The sequence below is a fragment of the Lacticaseibacillus styriensis genome (genome assembly GCF_030770295.1).
GTDB classification, from domain to species: domain Bacteria; phylum Bacillota; class Bacilli; order Lactobacillales; family Lactobacillaceae; genus Lacticaseibacillus; species Lacticaseibacillus casei.
Map to the genome: position 1 here is coordinate 3,046,151 of NZ_CP132483.1, position 20,869 is coordinate 3,067,019.

Annotated in this window: 20 protein-coding genes, 1 pseudogene and 1 riboswitch; of the genes and pseudogenes, 9 read left to right on the plus strand and 12 right to left on the minus strand. The window is 48.9% G+C overall.

What is annotated here, in order from left to right:
• Window positions 1-57 precede the first annotated feature (57 nt).
• The 5 genes from LACSTY_RS14265 to LACSTY_RS14285 form a co-directional block, all read right to left on the minus strand.
• Window positions 58-423, minus strand: a complete 366-nt coding sequence (locus tag LACSTY_RS14265) for a DUF956 family protein (RefSeq protein ID WP_010490477.1) — start codon at window positions 421-423, stop codon at window positions 58-60.
• A 295-nt stretch (window positions 424-718) separates the two neighbouring features.
• On the minus strand, window positions 719-1,630 hold the full coding sequence (locus tag LACSTY_RS14270) for a PTS system mannose/fructose/sorbose family transporter subunit IID (RefSeq protein ID WP_010490474.1): 912 nt from the start codon (window positions 1,628-1,630) through the stop codon (window positions 719-721).
• Between the two features lie 17 nt (window positions 1,631-1,647).
• Window positions 1,648-2,466, minus strand: a complete 819-nt coding sequence (locus LACSTY_RS14275) for a PTS mannose/fructose/sorbose transporter subunit IIC (RefSeq protein ID WP_025013158.1) — start codon at window positions 2,464-2,466, stop codon at window positions 1,648-1,650.
• Between the two features lie 25 nt (window positions 2,467-2,491).
• Window positions 2,492-3,469 carry a mannose/fructose/sorbose PTS transporter subunit IIA gene (locus LACSTY_RS14280; protein ID WP_049169395.1) on the minus strand — a complete coding sequence of 326 codons (978 nt, stop codon included), beginning with the start codon at window positions 3,467-3,469 and terminating at the stop codon, window positions 2,492-2,494.
• A 234-nt stretch (window positions 3,470-3,703) separates the two neighbouring features.
• Window positions 3,704-4,975, minus strand: a complete 1,272-nt coding sequence (locus LACSTY_RS14285) for an MFS transporter (RefSeq protein WP_087913144.1) — start codon at window positions 4,973-4,975, stop codon at window positions 3,704-3,706.
• 100 nt (window positions 4,976-5,075) lie between these two features.
• Between LACSTY_RS14285 and LACSTY_RS14290 the strand changes: the two genes are divergently transcribed.
• On the plus strand, window positions 5,076-6,095 hold the full coding sequence (locus LACSTY_RS14290) for a helix-turn-helix domain-containing protein (RefSeq protein WP_087913145.1): 1,020 nt from the start codon (window positions 5,076-5,078) through the stop codon (window positions 6,093-6,095).
• A gap of 156 nt (window positions 6,096-6,251) precedes the next feature.
• On the opposite strand, the gene LACSTY_RS14295 is transcribed toward LACSTY_RS14290, so the two are convergent.
• Both LACSTY_RS14295 and LACSTY_RS14300 read right to left on the minus strand, forming a co-directional pair.
• Entirely contained in the window at window positions 6,252-7,100 is an 849-nt protein-coding gene (locus tag LACSTY_RS14295; RefSeq protein WP_087913146.1) for a helix-turn-helix domain-containing protein, read from the minus strand.
• Window positions 7,097-7,972, minus strand: coding sequence for a helix-turn-helix domain-containing protein (locus LACSTY_RS14300; RefSeq protein WP_087913147.1), 876 nt, complete (start codon window positions 7,970-7,972; stop codon window positions 7,097-7,099). Before LACSTY_RS14300 ends, LACSTY_RS14295 begins: the two co-directional genes overlap by 4 nt.
• A 160-nt stretch (window positions 7,973-8,132) precedes the next feature.
• A riboswitch (Lysine riboswitch) is annotated at window positions 8,133-8,306 on the plus strand.
• Window positions 8,307-8,412: 106 nt separating this feature from the next.
• On the opposite strand from LACSTY_RS14300, the gene LACSTY_RS14305 reads away from it, so the two are divergent.
• The 3 genes from LACSTY_RS14305 to LACSTY_RS14315 all read left to right on the plus strand — a co-directional run bounded on the left by LACSTY_RS14305 (window position 8,413) and on the right by LACSTY_RS14315 (window position 12,433).
• A complete protein-coding gene (locus tag LACSTY_RS14305; RefSeq protein WP_087913148.1) occupies window positions 8,413-10,014 on the plus strand; it encodes an ABC transporter permease subunit in 1,602 nt (533 codons plus the stop codon).
• A 3-nt stretch (window positions 10,015-10,017) separates the two neighbouring features.
• Window positions 10,018-10,764 carry an amino acid ABC transporter ATP-binding protein gene (locus tag LACSTY_RS14310; protein WP_087913149.1) on the plus strand — a complete coding sequence of 249 codons (747 nt, stop codon included), beginning with the start codon at window positions 10,018-10,020 and terminating at the stop codon, window positions 10,762-10,764.
• Window positions 10,765-11,185: 421 nt separating this feature from the next.
• The gene (locus LACSTY_RS14315; protein ID WP_087911850.1) at window positions 11,186-12,433 is read left to right on the plus strand and encodes an IS110 family RNA-guided transposase; all 1,248 of its coding nucleotides are present in this window, start codon (window positions 11,186-11,188) and stop codon (window positions 12,431-12,433) included.
• 303 nt (window positions 12,434-12,736) lie between these two features.
• On the opposite strand, the gene LACSTY_RS14320 is transcribed toward LACSTY_RS14315, so the two are convergent.
• The 4 genes from LACSTY_RS14320 to LACSTY_RS14335 all read right to left on the minus strand — a co-directional run bounded on the left by LACSTY_RS14320 (window position 12,737) and on the right by LACSTY_RS14335 (window position 15,596).
• Window positions 12,737-12,982: a hypothetical protein gene (locus tag LACSTY_RS14320; RefSeq protein ID WP_087913150.1), complete on the minus strand. Its 246-nt coding sequence runs from the start codon at window positions 12,980-12,982 to the stop codon at window positions 12,737-12,739.
• A 26-nt stretch (window positions 12,983-13,008) separates the two neighbouring features.
• Window positions 13,009-14,280, minus strand: a complete 1,272-nt coding sequence (locus tag LACSTY_RS14325) for an ABC transporter substrate-binding protein (protein WP_087913151.1) — start codon at window positions 14,278-14,280, stop codon at window positions 13,009-13,011.
• A 192-nt stretch (window positions 14,281-14,472) separates the two neighbouring features.
• On the minus strand, window positions 14,473-15,186 hold the full coding sequence (locus tag LACSTY_RS14330) for a DUF975 family protein (protein WP_087913152.1): 714 nt from the start codon (window positions 15,184-15,186) through the stop codon (window positions 14,473-14,475).
• Between the two features lie 71 nt (window positions 15,187-15,257).
• Complete coding sequence (locus LACSTY_RS14335; RefSeq protein ID WP_049169384.1) at window positions 15,258-15,596, minus strand: iron-sulfur cluster biosynthesis family protein; 339 nt, start codon at window positions 15,594-15,596, stop codon at window positions 15,258-15,260.
• A gap of 151 nt (window positions 15,597-15,747) precedes the next feature.
• Between LACSTY_RS14335 and LACSTY_RS14340 the strand changes: the two genes are divergently transcribed.
• The 5 genes from LACSTY_RS14340 to LACSTY_RS14360 all read left to right on the plus strand — a co-directional run bounded on the left by LACSTY_RS14340 (window position 15,748) and on the right by LACSTY_RS14360 (window position 20,365).
• A complete protein-coding gene (locus LACSTY_RS14340; RefSeq protein ID WP_010490443.1) occupies window positions 15,748-16,071 on the plus strand; it encodes a hypothetical protein in 324 nt (107 codons plus the stop codon).
• Window positions 16,072-16,553: 482 nt separating this feature from the next.
• Complete coding sequence (locus LACSTY_RS14345) at window positions 16,554-17,024, plus strand: PH domain-containing protein (RefSeq protein ID WP_087913153.1); 471 nt, start codon at window positions 16,554-16,556, stop codon at window positions 17,022-17,024.
• Window positions 17,017-18,540 (plus strand): PH domain-containing protein, encoded by a 1,524-nt coding sequence (locus LACSTY_RS14350; protein WP_087913154.1) that lies wholly within the window; start codon window positions 17,017-17,019, stop codon window positions 18,538-18,540. Before LACSTY_RS14345 ends, LACSTY_RS14350 begins: the two co-directional genes overlap by 8 nt.
• Before the next feature lie 28 nt (window positions 18,541-18,568).
• Window positions 18,569-19,345, plus strand: coding sequence for an AAA family ATPase (locus tag LACSTY_RS14355; protein WP_087913155.1), 777 nt, complete (start codon window positions 18,569-18,571; stop codon window positions 19,343-19,345).
• 132 nt (window positions 19,346-19,477) lie between these two features.
• Window positions 19,478-20,365: a fructosamine kinase family protein gene (locus LACSTY_RS14360; protein ID WP_087913156.1), complete on the plus strand. Its 888-nt coding sequence runs from the start codon at window positions 19,478-19,480 to the stop codon at window positions 20,363-20,365.
• A gap of 168 nt (window positions 20,366-20,533) precedes the next feature.
• Here the strand turns inward: LACSTY_RS14360 and LACSTY_RS14365 are convergent.
• Window positions 20,534-20,716, minus strand: a pseudogene (locus LACSTY_RS14365) (site-specific integrase); the annotation flags it as partial.
• Window positions 20,717-20,869 lie beyond the last annotated feature (153 nt).

Here is a 20,869-nt window from a genome sequence, read left to right on the forward strand (position 1 = left end):
CGATTTCCGGAAATGGCGAGCTGCCTTTTCTTGACGCCCTCTGATAGAAGACGCAATTTATTTTTTCCGAGTAAACGCCCGTTTCACGACTTGCCAGAAAGTCAGTGACTTGACGATCCGATCGGCAGGAATGTGCTCACGAATGGCACGCAAGACCTTTTTGGCATCCTTCGCCGCAAACGTATACGTCCCGTTCTTCTTGGTTTTAATGGCAAAACGAGGAATCCATTTGCCCCTGAAGATGACAGATGCAATGACCCAGTTAACTTCATCCCAAGGAATTTGATAAAAGTCATGCACATTTTTTTCGTTGAAAAATTCGAAGCCCTTATCGCCGATCATGATCTTGCCATAGACCGGCATTCCCATAAAGGCTGTGCCTTCCATCACTAATTCTGATTTGGTGTTGATTGATTGAACCATTTTTTGCCATCCTTTTAGACTGATCTTGTGTGCTGTGGGAGTGTGGTTAAGAGCTCTGTGTAAGAGGCTAAAGCTTAAAGCTTACGCGGTGCCCGAAACGCCACAAATGCGTTCGCGTGGCCAGAAACCTGCACATAAGGACCTTGGTCGCAATGGCCAAAGACCGGCCATCACGACCAAGGCCACTTATGCTCCGGTTTCTAACCGGCCACGCTCACGCTCTTCCATTATAAATCAAAAGCCCAGACTTTGTGTCTGAGCTTTTGGGCGTTTTGTTCGATTTTGGTAATTTGTCTTACATCAAACCGATGACGTGGAAGACAACCCCGACAACGAACAGGCCAAGGATAATGACGATTGGAGAAACCTTCTTCTTCAGTAACCACATGCAGAATAAGGTTAGCAACAAGCCCATTAGGCCTGGAATCAACTGATCCAAGTTATCTTGTAACGTTGTCACTTTATTCTTTGTTAGTGACAGTCCTTGAGATTGCAATTCCAAAGCCTTTTGGATGCCGGCTTTACCGCTTGGCAATGAACTCCAGTCAATGTAGGCACCCTTTTGGTTCGGAACATCCGAAACAACTGGCGTGAACTTGACGGAAACCCATCGATTGACCAGTGATCCCAGAATGAACATACCTAGGATTGTGGCACCCTTTGTAACTTCCTGTAGCAAACCACCGGAAAGGTCTTCGGTAATCTTGCTCCCGGCTTTGTAACCAAATTCCTGAGTGTACCATAGGAACGCCATACGGATCGCATTCCAAAGTACGAAGTAAAGGATTGGTCCCATTAAGTTGCCGGCCATCGCCAGCGATGCGGCTAACGCACCAATAATTGGTTTAACCGTGAACCAGAACACTGGATCGCCGACACCAGCCAGCGGACCCATCATCCCGACTTTGACACCCTGAATGGCTTTGTCATCAATCGGAGCGCCATTGGCACGTTCTTCTTCCAGTGCCATCGTAACACCCAGAATCGGTGATGCCAGATATGGGTGAGTGTTAAAGAATTCCAGATGCCGTTTTAAAGCAGCTGCGCGGTCTTCTTTGGTGTGATACAAACGTTTCAGCGCAGGGATTAAGGTGTAAGCCCAGCCACCGTTCTGCATACGTTCGTAGTTCCAAGAACCTTGAAGGAAGGTTGACCGCCACCAAACCTTAATTCGGTCGCTTTTTGTGATATGAACTTCTTCAGCCATGTTTGTCAACCTCCTTCTCAATAATTGTCAATAATGTCGCCGACAGGATCACCGGCACCACTATTATTTGAGCTGCCGCCGTTACCTGAACCGCCGCCTTGCTTGGACAGTGCCAAGTAAATCAGTGCTAAGGAAATACCAATAGCACCAAGGCCGATTAAGGTAATTTCTTTGACAGTCGCCAGAACAAAACCAATAGCAAAGAATGGCCATACTTCGCGGGTCGCCATCATGTTAATAACCATGGCATACCCAACGGCAACAACCATGCCCCCGCCAATGCCAAGACCTTTAGTGAGCCAATCAGGCATTTGTTCAAGCAATGCCCGCACTGGGCCAGCACCAACGGCAAGGATCAAGCCGGCTGGAATGGCAATCCGCAAGCCCTGCATGCAGATCGCAACCCATTGCCAGAAATCAATTTTACGGAAACTACCTTCTTCAGCAGCGCGGTCCATGATATGAACAATCGCGGTTGCCAAGGTACGAACCAAAGTGGTCAGCAACAAACCGGCAACGGCCAGCGGAACCGCAATCGCAATCGCTGAGCTAATGCCTTTAGTACCCTGACCGCCAAGAACAAGAATAATAGCTGATGCAACTGATGCCAATGCAGCATCGGGTGCGACGGCCGCGCCAATGTTGGCCCAGCCTAAGGCGATCATCTGCAACTGCCCGCCAAGCATCAAGCAAGGGGTCAAGTCGCCGGTCACAAGTCCGATCAACGTGCACGCAATAACTGGCTGATGGAAGTGGAATTCATCCAAAATACCTTCCATACCAGCAAGGAATGACACGATGAGGACCAGGATGATTTGAATAAAATTCAAAGTCATAAGTCTTCTTCCTCCATTTCAAAAATTACTTCTGCGCATTCAATTCGTCTTGAGCTTTCTTCAAAATCGCGTTCATATCATCCGGATGATCGGATGGCACTTTACGAACGTCGAATTTGACGCCATCTTTGGCCAGTTCGTGGAAGGTGTCGATATCCTTCTGGTCAAAGGCCAGTACTTTATTAGGCTGAACCTTACCGACTGAATGCGACATTGACCCGATATTAAGCTCCTTAATCGGAACACCGCCCTCAATGGCGCGTAATGCGTCTTCAGGGGTTTCAAATAATAGCAATGCGCGTTGACCGCCAAAGTGCTTATCATCTTTGGCCAACTTAATCATCTGATCAATCGGAACAACATGTGCCTTGACGCCAGATGGTGCCGCTTCCTTAATCAGGTTCTTCCGCAGCTCATCTTTTGCCACTGTGTCAGAGACAACAATAATCCGCGTCGGGTTCGTGGTCTTAGTCCAAGTGGTTGCAACCTGACCATGTAACAAACGTGAATCAACCCGGGCCAGAACATACTGGAATGATCCCGGTTGGCCAGCATTGGCTGTACTTGGTGCGGCAGCTTGAGCAGCTGGCTTCTTCACCTTGTCCAGTGATTCTGGCTTAATCTTGATACCGTCACGTCCGGCTTCAAGTAAATGTGCGGCAATGTCTTGTGCAGAATCCATTGACAGCCGCGAGCCATAAGCCTCAATCAGCATCGGCAAATTCAGTCCGGTCACAATCGCCCATTTATCCTTGTGTTCCTCATAAATCGTGTTCGCTTGGTTAAATGGTGATCCGCCCCACAAATCGATCAAAAACAAAACTTCATCGTCTGGGTCGAACTTAGCGATCGCATCTTCGAGGTGCTTGTGCAAGTCATCCGGGCCTTCATCGGGCATGAAGGTCACGGCTTCGACTTTTTCTTGCTCACCGAAGATCATTTGACCGGATTGCTTGATGCCAGCAGCGAATTGGCCATGACTAGCAAGAATGATTCCGACCATTATTACGCCTCCTAAAAATTTGTGGTTGCCTCGAAAATAATATCTGCAAAAAACAAAAATAATCAAAAATACAAGGCTTCCCAATAAGTTAGTATGACTTCCTCCGCGCCGCTATGCAAGCATTTTCACTTAAAATGAAATTTAAAAAAAGAAGCGCATACATCAAGTACGCACTTCAAATTGGTATCTATTGAAATTGGTATATTGGTAGATACCAATTAACGAGAACCTCAGCTATACCTTTTCAGTAGCGTTTTCAGAATCGGTAAAGACAGGGTCGGCGATGCGCGTGCCCACTAATAAAAGCACTAATAATAACACCGCTGACAGCGCCGCCATGAGCATCCAGCTTGCCGAAGCACTTATGACATTTGCCAATGTGAAGAAAACCACTTGACCGACCGGCATACCCAAAAGCGCCACTAGGTTAACGACCCCTGCCGTTGTCCCCATCTGCTGCTCAGGAACAAGCCGCATCATCACCGTCGACACCCGCGGGTTGATTTTTCCCATGAGATAGGATGTCACGAAGCTGAATCCCATGACGGCAGCAAGCGAACGGAAAAGAAAGAAACTAAAACTAAGCCCAATCATCGCCGCTGTCAAAAGACTCAGCAGTTTGAACGTACTGAGCCGTTGCAAGCCATCCTGGGCAAACAGTGCGCCTAGAATAAGCCCTACCGAGAAGACAATATTCAGCAAAGCCACCGTGGTGCCAAAGTCACGCAGCCACATGCCCGGTTGCTGGACCAGCGAGACTGACATTAATCCGTCAACCGATGAGCCCAGTGTATTGACAAACATTGCGAAAACAATGACTGCCAAAAGAAAACGGTTGGTTGCCAGAAATTTGAGCACATTACCAATATTCTTGAGAATCGGCTGATGCGTATGCGCAACAACTGGTGGCTCGGCCTGTTTAAGGCGACTCTTTTCCCGGGTTATAACCCAAGCTGCGAGTAAAAACGTCACAGCATTAAGCCCGCCAAACAGCGCATAATTGTGGTTGAGCAAGACAATCAGGCTCGCACCGACCGCCTGAAAAATCATTTGAACCGTCGTACCGGTCGCGCTTTGAAAACTGATCGCCGTGTTCAGTTCTTTAGCGGGAATCAGTCGATGCAACAGTGGCAGCACCAGACCATTCCCATATTGCCCCAGGGTATCAGAAAGTATGTTGATGCCCAGCAACAGCAAAAACAATGGCAAGCTGGCAGGCAGCAGGATCATCCCTGCCAACCCTAGGAAAAGTAACGTTTGGCCAATACGCGTAGCCACCATATGACTGGTTTTGGCCTGGGTTCGATCGGCCAGACTGCCAGTCACCAGCGACAGCATCGTCGGCAAAGTGGTTGCCATCGCTGCCAATGTGACGGCCAGACTTTTAAACGGCATCGTGGCCGCGTAAATGATAAACACGATGTTATACAGGCTATCGCCAATCCCGCTTAACAAACTGGCATTTAAAATGGCGCGATAACCCCGATTATTGAAATATTCATGCATGTTGCTACCTCCCTGCAGCCAAGCATGTCATTTTCGATTCCTACTTGGTTTGTACTTTGAGTGTAAGCAGGCTACACTCAAGGCGAGGTGAAATTCCACTATGGTAGAAAAAATCAATCCCACTGACGGCGCCGTCTTCCGCCAACTCCGGCGCAACCACCATCTGACCTTGGCACAGGTCGCAGATGCCCATAATTCCATCGCTTTCATTAGTAAGTTCGAACAAGGCCACTCCAATATCAGCTTTGCCCGCCTGAGTCACCTGCTTTTTCGCATCAACATTTCGGTGGAAGAATTCGTCTTCATTCGCGATCTCCAGGCAGGCGCCGTCCCACCCTCGGCTCACACGCGGTTTGTTTACAACACTTTAGTTCACCGCGACTTCGAAGAGGTCATCGCCAATCAGGACCGGCTTGGCTTTGAAAATCCCACGCTAGCCGACTATCAATATTTGTTGAAACAGGAAAAGGCTTGGCAGAAACGGTACGAGCACGACCACAACCGCCAAACCCAATTTGAACTCATCAGCATCCAGATTTTCCGCCTAACCATGATTGATCGCGTCAAGCCCCCTGACCAGCCATCACCATTCAAAAATGTGACCGACGCCATGGCCCAATTGCAGGAACGCGCCAAGCCGCTGGTCAGCTATCTCTACTCGGTCGAAACCTGGAATTACTTTGAGCTTTATTGGTTCCGCCATCTCATGGTCGCCTTACCTGCTGAAACCATTCAAAACTTGTTGCCAATAGCGATGAAGCGTTCGGAAAAATATCGCGCCTTCAATCAAATCGGTAATCTGCGGATTCAGACGCTCTTCTCCGCCTTCACCGTGTTCATCAACACACGCCACTTAACCGATGCCAAAAAAGTCCTCACCACTGCCGAAAAAATTTTACATGACACCAACGACCTTTCAAACTCGGCTCTCCTCTTATTTTTACGCGGCTGGTACCAAGCCGTCATTGGTCAAACCACAGCCGGATACGAGTTATGCCAACAGGCCATCAGTTTAGAGCATATCTTGGACCAACCGACACAGGAACGTTGGCTGCGCTACTTATTGAAGGTCGTCCGAATCAATATCAAGGATCCACAAGGTGGCGCGTACTTTCTTTGACTGCGAACCTATTATCGTGTCAAAAAACAGTCTTCCTTCTTAACTCATGACGTTTCACGTGGAACACACCAAAAAAACGGATCCACAATCAACTTAATTCCGCTGATCGCGAGTCCGTTACAAACTGCTACTATTCGAATTTTCCAAAAAGCAAAGTCAGGCTTCCTTACCACACCGCTTTACCTCAGCTAACGCCTCCAAAGCTGGCAGCCAACTTGCCGTCCAGTCCGGTGCCGCCACCTCATTCAACAACGCCTTCAGTTGGGCAAGCTCTTGCCAACCGCGCGCTGCCTTGCTTTTATCCGGTGAATAAATCATCACCAGACGTTTTGTGCAGGCAATCTGAAACTCAACCCCCATGTCACCCACTGTTGCCTGCCGAATTAACGCAAGTGTTTCCTGCGCGTTGTCCAGTTGCCCTGCCGCAATATACCGAAGAGAAGCGGTCAAGAACGCGCGATTGGCCAGATTCAAATGATCCTGTGGTGTGTTCGGTGTTTGCACTTGGTTCGCAATGGCCTTGATCAGTCCTTCCAAATCCTTCATCGCGATGATGCCGGTTAATTGAAGCGCGATCAGCCGCAACAACAGCGACCATTCCGTTGTATTCGTCAACAACGACCACGCCTGTTTACGTTCACGAGCCAACACGGAAAAGCGTTCCGGTGCATGGTTATGCAGCGTCAAATGCAACAGCAACCGTTGATTGGTATTCGCCAGCGGCAACTGGCGTAAGATACCCGCCAGCGCCTGAACATCTGCCTGCTGTGCCGCCACCAGATAACGATGCAAAAATGGTAATGGTGCATCCGAGCGTGAAGGCGTGAACGCGTCCCAGTCCAGATTCAATCGATCCAGCAATAGGAAAAAGCGATCGGCGGCCAACTGTGAGGTACCATTTTCAAATTTTGAAAGGCTTGATACCGAAACAATGTCGCCAGCGGCTTCTTTTAACGTCAGCCGCCGCTCTTTACGCAATCGTTTGAATTGTTCACCGATCGTCATTTTGCCTGCGCCTCCTCCTTCAGGAATCGTCGCCAACTTTTAGTCAACAATTGGGCAAAAAACGGCGAGTCCAATAAAGCTAGCGTTGCCAGTAAGTTTTTAACCGCCATTTTAGCCGCCCGATGCTGGCCGCGATGATAAGTGAGCAGCTGCTCTTGGTAGCGCAACATGATCCGGGCATAGAGATCATCGGCCGGAATGGGTAAGTTCTTGGCGACGTTGAGCAGCCGCACAGCATCCACAAACTCCCGACGATGAATCAGCAAGGCGATGCTATTCGTCAGGATCGCCCACAGATACTGGTTCCGGGTTGGATGGCCCTTCACATCCGGCCAGTCCAAAACCAGCTCCATGACCAAACTCATCAGTTGCTCATGGTCGTATATCACCAAGGTGGCGGCGAAAAGATCAAGTTCGTACAATCCCCAGTACCGAATCCGTTTCAAATACTTGATAACGTCGTCTTTCATCTGCGGTGTTGTCTGAAAACTCGGGTCCGTAAACCCATTGTGGGCCAGAATATTAATCTGATTCAGTCGGTAAAAAATCAGCCCGGTTTGTCGCCACAAGCGATACTGCTTTTGCGCTAACACCTGCAACGCTGACTTACCGGCAACCGTGGCCCGATTAACCTGTTGGAAAAAATTCTCCGGATTCAATGCCCGATAGCCTTGTTGCATCAATTCAACATCTTGATCAAAGCGCGTTAACAGTTTTAAAACAACGGCTGCACTGAGCTGGGTCTCCCCCCGTTCAAAGCGTGACAAAGTAGCGGCCGTCGTAATCCCCGCCGCAATTTCTTCCAATGAGTCATTTTCCTCAAGACGCAACGCCCGTAAATAGGCCCCGACTTTGACAGGCTCCTCCGGCATCAGCACCCGCCCCTTTTTATGAGAAGTTTATTAGACAAATTTAACACGTTTTGTCATTTTTTCAAAATATCTTTCTATTTTTCATGCATTTGCCAGCACAGACTTAATTGACTTTCATTCCCCATTCCGCTAAACTCGATTTTGACATTTAAATACACCACCAAGAAATAGAGGTTGCGGTGGGCAACGAAAACTGGGGAGTGCCGGATCATGTTGAACCAGTCGTAAGTGCCGCCGCCGAAATGTCGGGCCGTGTTCGGACGATCCGCATTGGGCCATGAGCGCATAACTCATGGACTGTCGAAGCAGGTTGCTTCGGGGCGCTATGATTCTGGTTTATGACTAAAATCGATGGAATCGACCTTTATTGCTTGTTCAATAAAGGTCGATTTTTTGGTTCCAGCTCTATTTCCCACTACAAGAAGGGAGAATGTCATTTTATGAAAAAACACTGGGTTGCACGTTTGGGTGTGCTGGGGCTCGTATTGAGTCTGCTGCTTGGCGGTTTTGCTGCTAAACCGGTCAATGCTGCGAGCGACGACAACACATTCAAAGTCGGTATGGAAGCCGGCTATGCACCGTTCAATTGGACACAGAACACAGATGCCAATAACGCGGTCAAGATTCAAGGCAGTCATGAATACGCCAATGGTTACGATGTTCAGATTGCGCGGAAAGTCGCTAAGGCACTGCACAAGAAAGTCGTTGTGGTCAAAACCTCTTGGGATGGCCTGCCGCCTGCTTTAACTTCCGGCAAAATCGATGCCATTATCGCCGGGATGTCACCAACACCGGATCGGCGCAAAACGATTGATTTTACCAATCCGTACTACATTTCCAATCTGACCATGGTCGTCCGTAAAGACAGCAAATATGCAAAAGCCAAGAGTATTGCTGATTTTAAAGGCGCCAAAGTGACGGCTCAACTCAGTACTTATCACTATCAGGCGATCAACCAAATCAAAGGAGTCGTCAAGGAACCGGCCATGAACGACTTCCCAGCGATGCGGGTGGCCTTGGAGTCTGGCACCATTGACGGCTACGTTTCCGAAGTTCCTGAAGGGATCACGGCAGAACGCGCCAACCCGAACCTGATGTATATCCATTTTGCCAAGGGCCAGGGATTTAAAACCGATGCCAGCGACACCAACCTGGCAATCGGGTTGCGGAAAAACGATCCCAATAAAGCTAAAATCAATGAACTGCTCGCTACGATTTCTAAAAAGGAGCGGGCACGCCTGATGAATGAGGCGGTCGATAATCAGCCTTCGACCGAAAAGAGCGGTAACTGGTTCATGGCCATTATGAAGCAGTACGGACCGATGCTCTTGCGTGGTACCGGTATGACATTGTTACTGGCCTTGGTCGGCACCCTTGTTGGCTTCATCATCGGCCTGTTAGTCGGGATTATTCGCACCACGCCAAAACCCAAGAAGTTGGGACAGCGCGGTTTGCGGGCAGTTATCAATTGGCTGCTTTCCTTGTATATCGAGGTCTTCCGCGGCACGCCAATGATTGTTCAGGCAGCGGTCTTGTATTATGGCGCCGCCCAAGCCTGGCACCTGAACATGGATCGCACCACCGCAGCGCTTTTGATTGTTTCGATTAACACTGGCGCCTACATTTCCGAAATTATCCGTGGCGGGATTATTTCCGTCGATGAAGGGCAGTTCGAAGCAGCCAGTGCGCTGGGCATGACGCACCTACAAACCATGATGAAAGTTATCCTGCCGCAAGCGGTTCGTAATTCCCTGCCAGCGGTCACGAATGAGTTCATTGTGAATATTAAGGATACGTCCGTGCTGTCGGTTATCTCGGTTTCCGAACTGTTCTTCAGCGGCGAAACCATTGCCGGCCAAAGCTTCCAGTTCTTCCACACCTATCTGATCGTCAGCGGCATCTATCTCATCATGACCTTCACCATCAGCCGCCTCTTCCGGCTCATCGAAAAACATCTCGACGGACCCAAAGACTACAACGTGATGAACAATCAAATGCAGGTTGAAACGCCAAAAATTGGCACCGCAAAAGAGGGGGACTAGCTCATGGCAAGCGAACCATTAATCCAAGTTAAAAATCTCAAAAAGAGTTTTGGGAACCACGAAGTCCTGACTGACATCAACTTTAACGTCCAAGCCGGCGAAGTTGTTTCAATCATCGGTCGCAGCGGCTCCGGCAAGTCGACCCTGTTGCGCAACATCAACCTGTTGGAAACCCCAACTGGCGGCGATATTCTTTTTCACGGCAAAAGCATTCTAGGTGAAGACGTAAAGTTGAGCACCTATCGCGCCAAAGTCGGCATGGTGTTTCAGAGCTTCAACTTGTTCAACAACATGACCGTCTTGCAAAACGTAATGGTGCCGCAGCAAACCGTCTTAAAACGTGACGCTGCTGCCGCCAAAACCCACGCGTTGGAACTGTTGAAACAAGTCGGCATGGATCCCTTCATTGCCGCCAAACCGGATCAGCTCTCCGGCGGGCAGGAACAGCGGGTCGCCATTGCCCGCGCCGAAGCAATGGATCCGGAAGTGCTCCTGTTTGATGAGCCAACCAGTGCGCTGGATCCGGAAATGGTCGATGATGTCCTGAACACGATGACGGCCCTGGCACACACCGGACTGACCATGATCATCGTCACTCACGAAATGGCCTTCGCCCGCGATGTTTCCGATCGCGTCGTCTTCATGAACAACGGCATCATTGCCGAGTCCGGCACGCCGGATCAAATCTTCGGCAATCCACAGCAGGCAGCTACCAAGGAATTCTTGAAGCGTTACTTGAACCGGGTTTAACTGAATTAGCCTTATAAACAGATAAAAATGAAGCCGGATCATAATTCACGGCCACAATACAAAAGCGGGCATACTCAACAATAACTGGAGTATGTCCGCTTTTAGTTTTCCTAGGAAATTGGTTTGAATTATTAAAACGTCAGTGCCAAAGCGTAGCAATCGGAGGCCAGATGGGGCTCAGTGGTGAAATAGACTAACTTAGTTGATAGATATTGATCAGGCCAGATCAATATCTATCACTTTTTTTGTTAGAGTGAGCGTGAAGCCAACGCCGTAGATTACAACTTGGCATTTAATGCCGTGGGTGAAATTGGCAGGCTTCATTGATCCTGAGAGTCTGGTCGCAGTCTAATGGGCGCTTTGACGCCGTGTATTGAAAAGTAGATGACCAGGATCCAAAAATTTGAAGGGTGGTAATTACATGCGTATTGCAATTGGTCTGGATGTGAGTTCTAAACAGACTTCTGTTTCGGTTGTGGCGGAACCACAACGAGAAGTCGATTCTTGCACCATTACTAATGATTTACTGGGTTTTGACAAGTTGCTTAAGTTAATCCATCAATACTCAGATCAGGATACTGAACAGATCCCTGAAGTGGTCTTTGAAGCGACCGGTGTCTACTCGCGGCGACTCAAGCATTTTCTGGAGATACATGCAGTTCCCTACACGCAGCTTAATCCGCTTCAAGCCAAGCATGATTTATCAATGATCAAGGGACTTCACGGGAGAAAGACTGATCGCATGGATGCACTCGGCCTCTCACAAAGTCAGTTGATCTTGAATCGTAGTAAATCGTTTGTCGAGGATCCAGTGTACATGGCCTTGAAAGACTTAGATCGCACTTATCAAGAGGCAGTTCAGGATTTAGTGACGAACAAAAATCGCCTACATCGATACCTGCAGTTAACTTTTCCCGAGTTGGAACACGTTACAGGAACGACTGATGGTATTTTCTATTGGCGGCTTGTTCAAACATTCCCACATCCACAGATATTGTTAAAGTCTCGTCAGAACTTCGATGCTTTTGTGGAAACACTGCGGCATCTAACGCCGTACCCGACATCCGAACAACGGGCGAAATCAATTGCGGACAAGCTTGGCAAAGTAGCACTGACGGCCGCTCCAGCCGTCTCGGCAGTACCAGTTGAGTTAGAACAGGTTCAATACATTGCGGGTGAGCTAATCAGGCTCTCAGCACGGCGTAAACATTTGATTAAGGAAATGTGCTCTCTAGCTATTCCGCTACCCGAGCTAAAAATCTTTGAATCCTTACCTGGCATTGGGGTAACCTCCGCCGTAACTTTGTTAGCAGAACTTGGCGATTTAACCCGTTTCAAGAAAAGCAATCAGGTTAATGCTTACGTAGGCATTGATCTTCGTCATTATGAATCAGGTGACTATACGGCAAGCGATCATATCTCAAAGCGCGGTAATCCATACGCTCGTAAGATTCTCTATCGCGTGATCAATTGCATGGTTTCCTCTGCGGCCAGATCCAACAAACCCAACCATATCGTTGATTATTACAAAAAGAAAAAGCAATCTTCTTCGGCGGTCGGAACCAAGAAGATTGCCATTGCATCTGTTTCACGTCTCATCAGGACACTCTACAGTTTAGTTATTAACAATCAGACCTATGTCTATCGCATCGCAACTAAAGGCCGATAGGCAACATCTGATTCAACACTTATTCTAACAACCTCCGTCAAAAAATGAAATACCGAAGGCTTAGTTTAGTGTACTCAAATTTTTAGATCATGGCGTTATCGATACGCCACAGGAAAACCGCAAGAACACTGAAAAACCTAATGAATGAGACTTGACTTCTGGTAGAAAATCATTGTTGGCGGTTTACCGCCTACAATGAGGCCGATCTTTGAGACTCAGCCGGTTTTGCTGAGGCTCAAAGTCGTGCCCACCACGTTCCAGCCCCATTTGGCCGGAGATTGCGGAGTTTGGCACGACAATCTATTATTTTGTCTTCCGCTTCTTTTCCCGATGTTCGCGCCATGTGTCCAGACTCACCACGATGAAGAACAGGAAAAAACCGCCGACCACGGACTCTGCCGTTAGTAAAAGGTAGCGTAAGGCAAGGTAGCCTTTTCCAGCGGTGACGTCTTGATAGCCGACATAGCCAAACGTCATTAGCACCGCTAAGCCCAGTACCAGCACGGTGTAAATAAGGGTTCGTTTTAAAATCCGTTTGAATGTCGTCATGGACGCGCCTGCTTTCTTTTGGTTAATTAACGATTATCTTTCAAAATGGTTTCGGCCTGCTTTTGCAGCTTGGTTAGCACAGTCTTAGGCTCAGCCTTTTTGGAAACGGTCTGGTCAACGGCATCCAGCAAGTTGTTGCGGTAAGTGTTATAGCCAATGAATGGTGTCGACGAGAATGCATCATCATAAGCGTCGACCGCGGCCTGGTAGTTCGGGTTGGCTTTGAGATAGGCTTGATAGTCGCTTGACTTCGTGGCGGTCGACACAACCGGCACGTACCCGCTGGCTTTGGCCCACTGCGTCTGAATCTTGGTGCTCATCAGAAACTTCATGAATTTAACCGCGCCTTTGATTTGATCCGCGGAGGCCCCTTTGAAGACAGAAATACCGTTGTTGCCCAGAACCGAACTGGATTTACCGGCAAAACTCGGCATCATAGCGGTTCCCCAATGCATGCTCTTAGGTGCCGTTGACGCGATCTGCTGAATCGTGGCGCTAGAGCCGAAGCCGGCAAAAATTTTACCTTGAACAAATGGCACATTAAAGTAATTATCTAATCCTGCTGTGACAGCTGTCTTATCCTGCAGCATGCTGGTGATCGCCGTCATGGCTTTGATGCTAGCTGGCGTATCGATTTTCGCCTTATACTGCGGCGTAATCAGGCGATTGCCGGCATCATACGCTAATGTCTCAAATTCAAAATCATAACTCTTATTAAACGCGACGCCTGTGATGCCATCACCTTTAAGCTGTTGCCCGATTTTGGTCAGCTCTTCCCAAGTTTTCGGCACAGTGAGGTGATATTTTTCCAGGATATCCTTGTTATAAAACATCAACCGCGTCCCGGTGGCAAACGGAATCTGATAATAATTGCCCTGATACTTCAGATTCGTGGCAATGCCGGGATAAATCGACTTCAATTCAGCCGCGGAAAACTGCGATTTTACCTGCTTATCAATGTTGACCAGCATCCCGTCATGAACGTATTCCGGAATGATCGTATCCGTCACCTGCCCAATCGTCGGTAAGGTTTTGGACTTCGCCGATGCCAGGTACTTCTTCTGCAGATTGTCATACGAACCCTGCGATGTTGCGACAACTTTATATTGCTTTTGACTACTGTTAAATGTCTTGATATACCCTTCCAACGCCTTGTTGTAATTGCCGGTCATCCGGTGCCAAAAGGTAATCGTCACCGGACCCTTAGAAGTTTTCTGCGCCGAACTGCCACTACTGCATGCGGGCAGCAACAAGACCATCAATGCAGTCGCAACGCCCAGTAACCAACGTCTCTTCATCACATGTACCCCCATTATTGTCGTAAACGCATCGTGTCGTTATGGACAAGACCCGCAAACCGCCGATCCCATCCGGCTGTCAGTACATCTTCTAAAAACTATATACAGTATACCAATACTTACCGCAAGCGGTATCTTTTGCTGAAAAAAAAGAAAGCCGATTTTGCTTTCTTTTTGCATTTTACTGCGGTATTAAGCTTGTTCTTCCGTTAATTTAAGATAGAAATTCGCCAAAGTCATACTGCGGTACGGGATGACCCAGATAGAAGCCAGCCCCATAGTAATCAACTCTAACAGCCACCAGCCCAGAAAGCTCAGCAATAACACAAAGTAATCCCACTTATGGCCAAACATCAACTCTCGGCTGCGGGTCACGGCTTCGGTATAGCCAATCGGTTGTCCGCTATCGATCGCATCTCGATAAATCCATTGCGCCTGTGAATACGCCATCGCCTTAACAATCCCCGGGACAATCAGCAAGAACATCCACAGAAATATCCAGATCCATTGCAACAGACCAATCAACAAGCTGCCCAGAAAATATTCGCCCCGTTCAAAAATCTTGAACATCTGCATCCAACTAAACTGGTGATCCGACCGGCCGCGAAGACCATCGATCATCGCAAACATGACGCCAATCATCAGTAACACGCCCAACAAGCTTAAAAAGATAACAATTGACTGCCACATCTGCCAGTATTCATTCACCCGCCCGCCTGTGACCGTGAATATATCTCCCCGCAACAGGGTATGCCATTCCCCGCGATGTACTTCATGTACGGAAGGAAACGGCACAAGCGTTGCGAATGCCATCAACAGTAACGCCGGTAAACTAATGCGCAGATAATAGCTAAAGTTGGGATTCAATTCCGCCTTGGCTTGATTCTTTAGTGATGTCCGGTCCACAGACAACTCCCCCTTAACTGTGATTGCCTCATACAGTTGCTGGGAATATCATAACAGAAAAGCCTGTTTTGTTACACAAACTTGAGCGGGACCTTCGGATTGAGTCGTGGCTTCCCGCGCAAAAGTGTAAACTCATCGCCACTTACGGTTAATTCGGTTTTCGAATCGAAAAACCCGGCCGCATAGCTTTTGATTAAAACCGGTCCGACTGGGGAATCAAGGTGCGCATCAAATACATCCGGCACATTACGGCGTGGCAATATCAGGAGACTGAATTTAGCTTGCGATGTATCATGATACTGCCGCGAGTAAGGCCCGATGCCATCATTCAAATCCAAAACCAACACCCGATCTGCGTGTAAAAGCGGCGCCAGTCGGGCTGCTGCCTGTGCAGATATATTAAGCTCCATATTTCACCCCCACAAGTACAATAATCCTTGTCGCCCACATTATGGAACGGATTGCCACAGGATACAACCAGCTTGTAAAAGTTTAACGAAATGCCTAAAATTGGTTTAATGAACCACGATGCTATTCTGTCAGTTAAGACGAGGTGTGCCAATGAATATCTATTCGGCTTTAAAGTTTATCCAGATCGATCATGCACAAGTCAATCACCTGCAGGTTGTCGTCACCGACCAAAGCGGCAAGCCTGATGCCGGCATGACCGATTTATTAATCGACTGCCTCAACAAGATCGATATTTTCGTTGATCTCAGCACCACCGACCGCGTCAGTGATGTCATTGACGATCTCAACTTACTCACGCCGCTGCCATATGATGTTCTCGAAGAATACCAAAAGATTCTCGAGCAGCCCATCAACGGCATCAACGTTGCGATGAAAAAGCAGTTAATCGAATTTATTTATGCGCCAACCGTTTGAATCGGCGGCGCCAACTGCTTCTGCTGTTTCATTTTAACAAGCCCGCCTCTCTGCCAGCAATCTTTGCTGTCGCAGATAGGTGGGCTTTTTTAGTGTGAGCGTGAGCCAGCGCGGTTAGAAATCGGAGTGTAAGTGGCCTCAGGTGTGATGGCCCGACCTTGGCCATTGCGCCTGAGGTCCTTACACGCAGGTTTCTGGGCTGGCGAACGCGTTATGAGAGCGTGAGCCGGCGCGCTTAGAAGTCGGAGTGTAAGCGGCCTTGGGCGTGATGGCCCGGGCTTAGGCCATTGCGAACAAGGTCCTTACACGCAGGCTTCTGGGCTGGCGAACGCGTTTGGGTGAGCGACAGCCATTTCAAAACGCACGCACTCGCTTCAATCGAACCCGTGTGGCAAAAGCACCGTGATTAGTTCATTTTTATGACAACAACAGTTTCGCTTGTCGCCATTTTCTGCTATCCTGACGAAAACGGAGGCGAAAAAATGAACGAAACGGGACATGCTTTGCCAGCCAACATCAAATTTGTCTGGCGCGCCGATATATTCATCTGGTCTTTCAATTTTTTTGTTGTCGGCTTACTTTTGCTCATCGCCAGCCATTTTTGGCATTGGCCTTCATGGCTAGGTTTTGGCGTCATTGGGTTAACGGTGCTGCAATATATTATCCGGCGGGCCCTCGTGCCTTATCGCTATCGATTTTTGCGCTACAACATCACCCCGACCGCAGTTTTCCTTCAAAAAGGGTTCTTCTTCCGTAAAAATGAAGCGATCCCGATTGCTCGCATTCAAAATGTGACGTTGGAACAGGGACCGCTTCTCCGGTGGCAACAACTGCAACAGGTCAACATCGAAACCGCCAGCACGGCCCATGTCATTGATGGCGTGACGGCATCCGTTGCCGATCAATTGCGCACCCGGATTTTGACACTGGCACAGGAGGCGCGCGATGAATGAACAACCGCACCGCCTTGCGCCTGTCGCGTTACTGATACTATGGGTCAAAAATGTCGTCGCTTTGTGGCCAATATTTGTCGGTGGCTTATTTTCGATGTTCGGTTCCAAAATGAGTTTTAAAGAACTGCTGTTTTGGCTAGCCTTGATTCTTGGAAGCGTCACCTTAATGCTCGGATGGTCAATCCTGCGTTATTTGCGTTTCACCTATTTAGTAGCACCTGATGGCTTAACCATTCAAAGCGGTGTGTTCATCCGCAAGACCAACCATATTCCGTACGACCGGATTCAAACCGTCCAGCGCCAGCAGTGGTTTTTCCTGAAGCCACTTGGGCTGGAACAGGTCTCCATCGAAACTGCCGGAAAAGAAACCAGAAAAGCAGAAGGCCAACTGGCAGCTGTGCCGACCGCCGTTGCCGATACGATCAATCGTTATCGCCAAGGAATTAGCGCAGAACCAACAACATCTTCTACCGCTGAATCGGTTGATGCTGACGCTATCACCCAGACACGCGTCGTCAACCCGGAACCGGTTCCGGACGCTGCCTATAAAATCAATTCCCACGACCTTAATCAATATGCGCTCACATCGCTTGGTTTCATCCCCATTATCACCGGGATCCTTTGGGTGTTGGACAAGGCTCAGGAATACCTACCTGATAGCTGGTACCAGCAAGCTGAACACGCCATCACGGGTTTAGCCATTTACCTTTTGATCGGCTTAAGCATCATCGTTTTAGTGCTGGGATTTGCTGTTTCTTATTTGAACATCCTACAAAAATATTATCGCTTCACGCTCGATCGCACCGGTAACGAACTGCGCACCAGTCGCGGCTTTTTCCAAACCAACACGGTCAGCGCCCGTCTCTCGCGCGTGCAGGCGGTCCGGTTTAAACAAAGCATTCTCCGCCAATGGTTTCATCTCACCACCGTTCAGGCATTACTGGCTTCAGGTGCAGCTGATGACGAGCAAAATAATGATCTGGTTCTAATGCCAGTGATCCGGCAGCGCTCGGCCATGACCGACATGCGCAAGTTCATCAGCTGGTTGCCGACAACAATACCGGAACTGCAACCGATTCCGGTGCGAAACCGCTGGTACTATGTGCGGAATATGGTGCTGGGGAATCTCGCTTTTATTGTCGCACCGATTATTTTAGCCAGCGTTTTGTGGCTACACGTCAGCTGGTGGGTCTGGTTGCTGCCGATTGGCGGGCTATGGTTGCTCATCATGGCACTCCAAGGCCAATATGCCGCAACAAACGCTGCTATTGCGATTGCGCCGCCAGATCAACTCGTCATCCAAGTCGGCGAAGTCTGGACCCGCCAGCGCTACTATGTCCGGAAAAAAGACATCCAAGCGATGAGCTTAGCGCAATCCATCTGGATGAAACCGCGCGGCGTTGCGCACTTAAACATTCATGTGCGAAAAGGCAACAGCGATCAAACGATTACGTCCCGCTACATGAAAGCTGACTTAGCTAAGCAAATTTTAAGTTGGTATCAACCACTGCCATAGTCTAGGTAGATGAAGTTAGGAGTTTGCCATGCTACTGAATAAAATTCAATATACGCCGCCACTTCAGGCAACATCCTATCCATTCAATCTCCCTTGGCAAGCGCATTTCCGTGAACTAAAGCTGACGCAGCCGGTGACCATTCTGACCGGCGATAATGGCAGCGGCAAGTCAACGTTGCTAAACGCGATCGCCGCCAACTACAACGCTATCTTGATGAGCGGCGCGTCCCTCGAAGATGATCCTGAATACGACAATAGCCGGGCATTGGCGCACCAGCTCAAGTTAACGTGGACTTATCGCACCAAGTCCGGCTTTTTATTCCGCGCCGACGATTTTATTTCATTCATTCGCGCCACCCGCGGCCGCATCAAATATGCCCAGGCTCAGCTTGAACACTTAGCGCCCAAAAGTCTGGAACGTCTGCCGTATCTGAATACACTCGCAGAAGTCCATCACCTATATAAAGTCGATTTGGACACTCTATCACACGGTCAGGCCTTTCTCGCCTTATTCCGCGCCCGCTTACATGCGAACGCCCTATATTTACTAGACGAACCCGAATCGCCATTGACCCCGGAAAATCAACTGAGTTTGCTAGCTTTGATTCATGAAGCGGTAACCGGTGGAGCTCAATTCATCATCAGCACCCACTCGCCTATTCTAATGGCCTACCCTGATGCGCAGCTATTGGCCTTGGGTGACACGCTTGCACCCATTCAATACGACCAGATCGAGCACATCACTTTCCTCCGCAGCTTCCTAGATGACCCGCAGCGATTCGTTTATCATCTTTTGCACGATTGAATCATTGTCATTAGCGGTGAAAATGTTTTAAGGTGGCATTAGGGCATTGTCTGGCATTGGAAAAATCCGGAGTTTATCGCCCCTTTTGCACCGAAGACTGCCGGAAATGCCTGTGAGAGGAGAGATGTCTGCATGCTTACATCAGCTTGGACCAAGCAACTACCGTTAGATCATATCACCTCAATCACCCCGGTTGGCGGAGGCGATGTCAACAAAGCTTATCGGGTCGATACTTCTGAAAAACCATACTTTCTGCTCGTTCAACCTGGCTACCCCGCCAGCTTCTATGCCGGGGAAATCGCCGGCTTAAAAGCCTTTGAAGCTGCCCAGGTGTTAGCACCGCGCGTGATCGCTAATGGCAGCATTGACGGCGATGGTTACCTATTACTAAGCTTCCTGACCAATGGCCATGGCTCGCAACGTCAACTCGGGCGGCTTGTCGCCCACCTGCATCAGCATCACGAACCCGCCGGCCGCTTCGGCTTCGACTACCCTTACGCCGGCACGAGCGTATCATTTTCCAATAATTGGACCGATTCGTGGGCGGACTTGTTCATTCACCAACGTCTCGACAAACTGGCCGCTCACATACTGAAAAAAGGCCTGTGGCAGGCCGACGATCAAGCAACGTTTGATCAAGCTCGCACCATTATCAGCAAGACCCTCAGCCAGCATCATAGCGAAGCATCCTTGCTCCATGGTGACTTATGGGGCGGCAACTACATGTTCACGGCAGATGGTCAACCGGCACTCATTGACCCCGCCGCAGTTTACGGCGACCGCGAACTTGATATCGGCGTGACCACCGTCTTTGGCGGGTTCAACCAAGAGTTCTACGCCGGTTACCAAGAAACCTACCCACTCGAACCCGGCTATCCATTTCGACTCGACTTCTACCGGTTGTATTACTTAATGGTACATCTCGACAAATTCGGCATGGCCTATGCTGGCAGCGTGGCAGCAGTCATGGACCGCATTCTCGACCATGGCGTGCCGGAGAATCAGGAACGAAACGATTAGCATGCCAACATGAATGGGAAAACATTTCGACTAAGCACCCATTATTTCCCGGAAACAACGGCACATTCTGCGACCTTCCTGGGGTATCAACGTTTCTAGCACCATCAATTTTACGGTGGCACAGTTTTGACCCTTTTTAAATTATTTTGGCTCATCGGGCACCTCTTTGGAGAATATCCCGTTGAGTTTTTTTGCGACTTCAAAGTTGGCTGTTGGGGTAAAGATGACCATATGTGCCGAGCACGTTTCTGTGTCCTTATGCCCCAAACGTTCTTTGATCTGGAGTGGATTTTCATCGAGTCTGATCAACAGCGACACATGCGAGTGACTGAGACCGCGCACGGTAATTCGCTTAACTTCGACGCGTTCGCTGTATGTGTCCACAATATCAATGAATTGCTGGTCAGAGTATGAATCCCATCACGTGAGAATACCCGCAATTACCAATGAATAAGGGCAATTCAGCGGATGGTGCGAGAACTAGGTCGAGCATTTCTTGATGGT

Excerpts from the sequence above, each read along its gene's own strand:
- LACSTY_RS14265 (WP_010490477.1), bottom strand. The coding sequence starts at position 423 with ATGGTTCAATCAATCAACACCAAATCAGAATTAGTGATGGAAGGCACA.
- LACSTY_RS14270 (WP_010490474.1), bottom strand. The coding sequence starts at position 1,630 with ATGGCTGAAGAAGTTCATATCACAAAAAGCGACCGAATTAAGGTTTGG.
- LACSTY_RS14275 (WP_025013158.1), bottom strand. The coding sequence starts at position 2,466 with ATGACTTTGAATTTTATTCAAATCATCCTGGTCCTCATCGTGTCATTC.
- LACSTY_RS14280 (WP_049169395.1), bottom strand. The coding sequence starts at position 3,469 with ATGGTCGGAATCATTCTTGCTAGTCATGGCCAATTCGCTGCTGGCATC.
- LACSTY_RS14285 (WP_087913144.1), bottom strand. The coding sequence starts at position 4,975 with ATGCATGAATATTTCAATAATCGGGGTTATCGCGCCATTTTAAATGCC.
- LACSTY_RS14290 (WP_087913145.1), top strand. The coding sequence starts at position 5,076 with ATGGTAGAAAAAATCAATCCCACTGACGGCGCCGTCTTCCGCCAACTC.
- LACSTY_RS14295 (WP_087913146.1), bottom strand. The coding sequence starts at position 7,100 with ATGACGATCGGTGAACAATTCAAACGATTGCGTAAAGAGCGGCGGCTG.
- LACSTY_RS14300 (WP_087913147.1), bottom strand. The coding sequence starts at position 7,972 with ATGCCGGAGGAGCCTGTCAAAGTCGGGGCCTATTTACGGGCGTTGCGT.
- LACSTY_RS14305 (WP_087913148.1), top strand. The coding sequence starts at position 8,413 with ATGAAAAAACACTGGGTTGCACGTTTGGGTGTGCTGGGGCTCGTATTG.
- LACSTY_RS14310 (WP_087913149.1), top strand. The coding sequence starts at position 10,018 with ATGGCAAGCGAACCATTAATCCAAGTTAAAAATCTCAAAAAGAGTTTT.
- LACSTY_RS14315 (WP_087911850.1), top strand. The coding sequence starts at position 11,186 with ATGCGTATTGCAATTGGTCTGGATGTGAGTTCTAAACAGACTTCTGTT.
- LACSTY_RS14320 (WP_087913150.1), bottom strand. The coding sequence starts at position 12,982 with ATGACGACATTCAAACGGATTTTAAAACGAACCCTTATTTACACCGTG.
- LACSTY_RS14325 (WP_087913151.1), bottom strand. The coding sequence starts at position 14,280 with ATGAAGAGACGTTGGTTACTGGGCGTTGCGACTGCATTGATGGTCTTG.
- LACSTY_RS14335 (WP_049169384.1), bottom strand. The coding sequence starts at position 15,596 with ATGGAGCTTAATATATCTGCACAGGCAGCAGCCCGACTGGCGCCGCTT.
- LACSTY_RS14340 (WP_010490443.1), top strand. The coding sequence starts at position 15,748 with ATGAATATCTATTCGGCTTTAAAGTTTATCCAGATCGATCATGCACAA.
- LACSTY_RS14345 (WP_087913153.1), top strand. The coding sequence starts at position 16,554 with ATGAACGAAACGGGACATGCTTTGCCAGCCAACATCAAATTTGTCTGG.
- LACSTY_RS14350 (WP_087913154.1), top strand. The coding sequence starts at position 17,017 with ATGAATGAACAACCGCACCGCCTTGCGCCTGTCGCGTTACTGATACTA.
- LACSTY_RS14355 (WP_087913155.1), top strand. The coding sequence starts at position 18,569 with ATGCTACTGAATAAAATTCAATATACGCCGCCACTTCAGGCAACATCC.
- LACSTY_RS14360 (WP_087913156.1), top strand. The coding sequence starts at position 19,478 with ATGCTTACATCAGCTTGGACCAAGCAACTACCGTTAGATCATATCACC.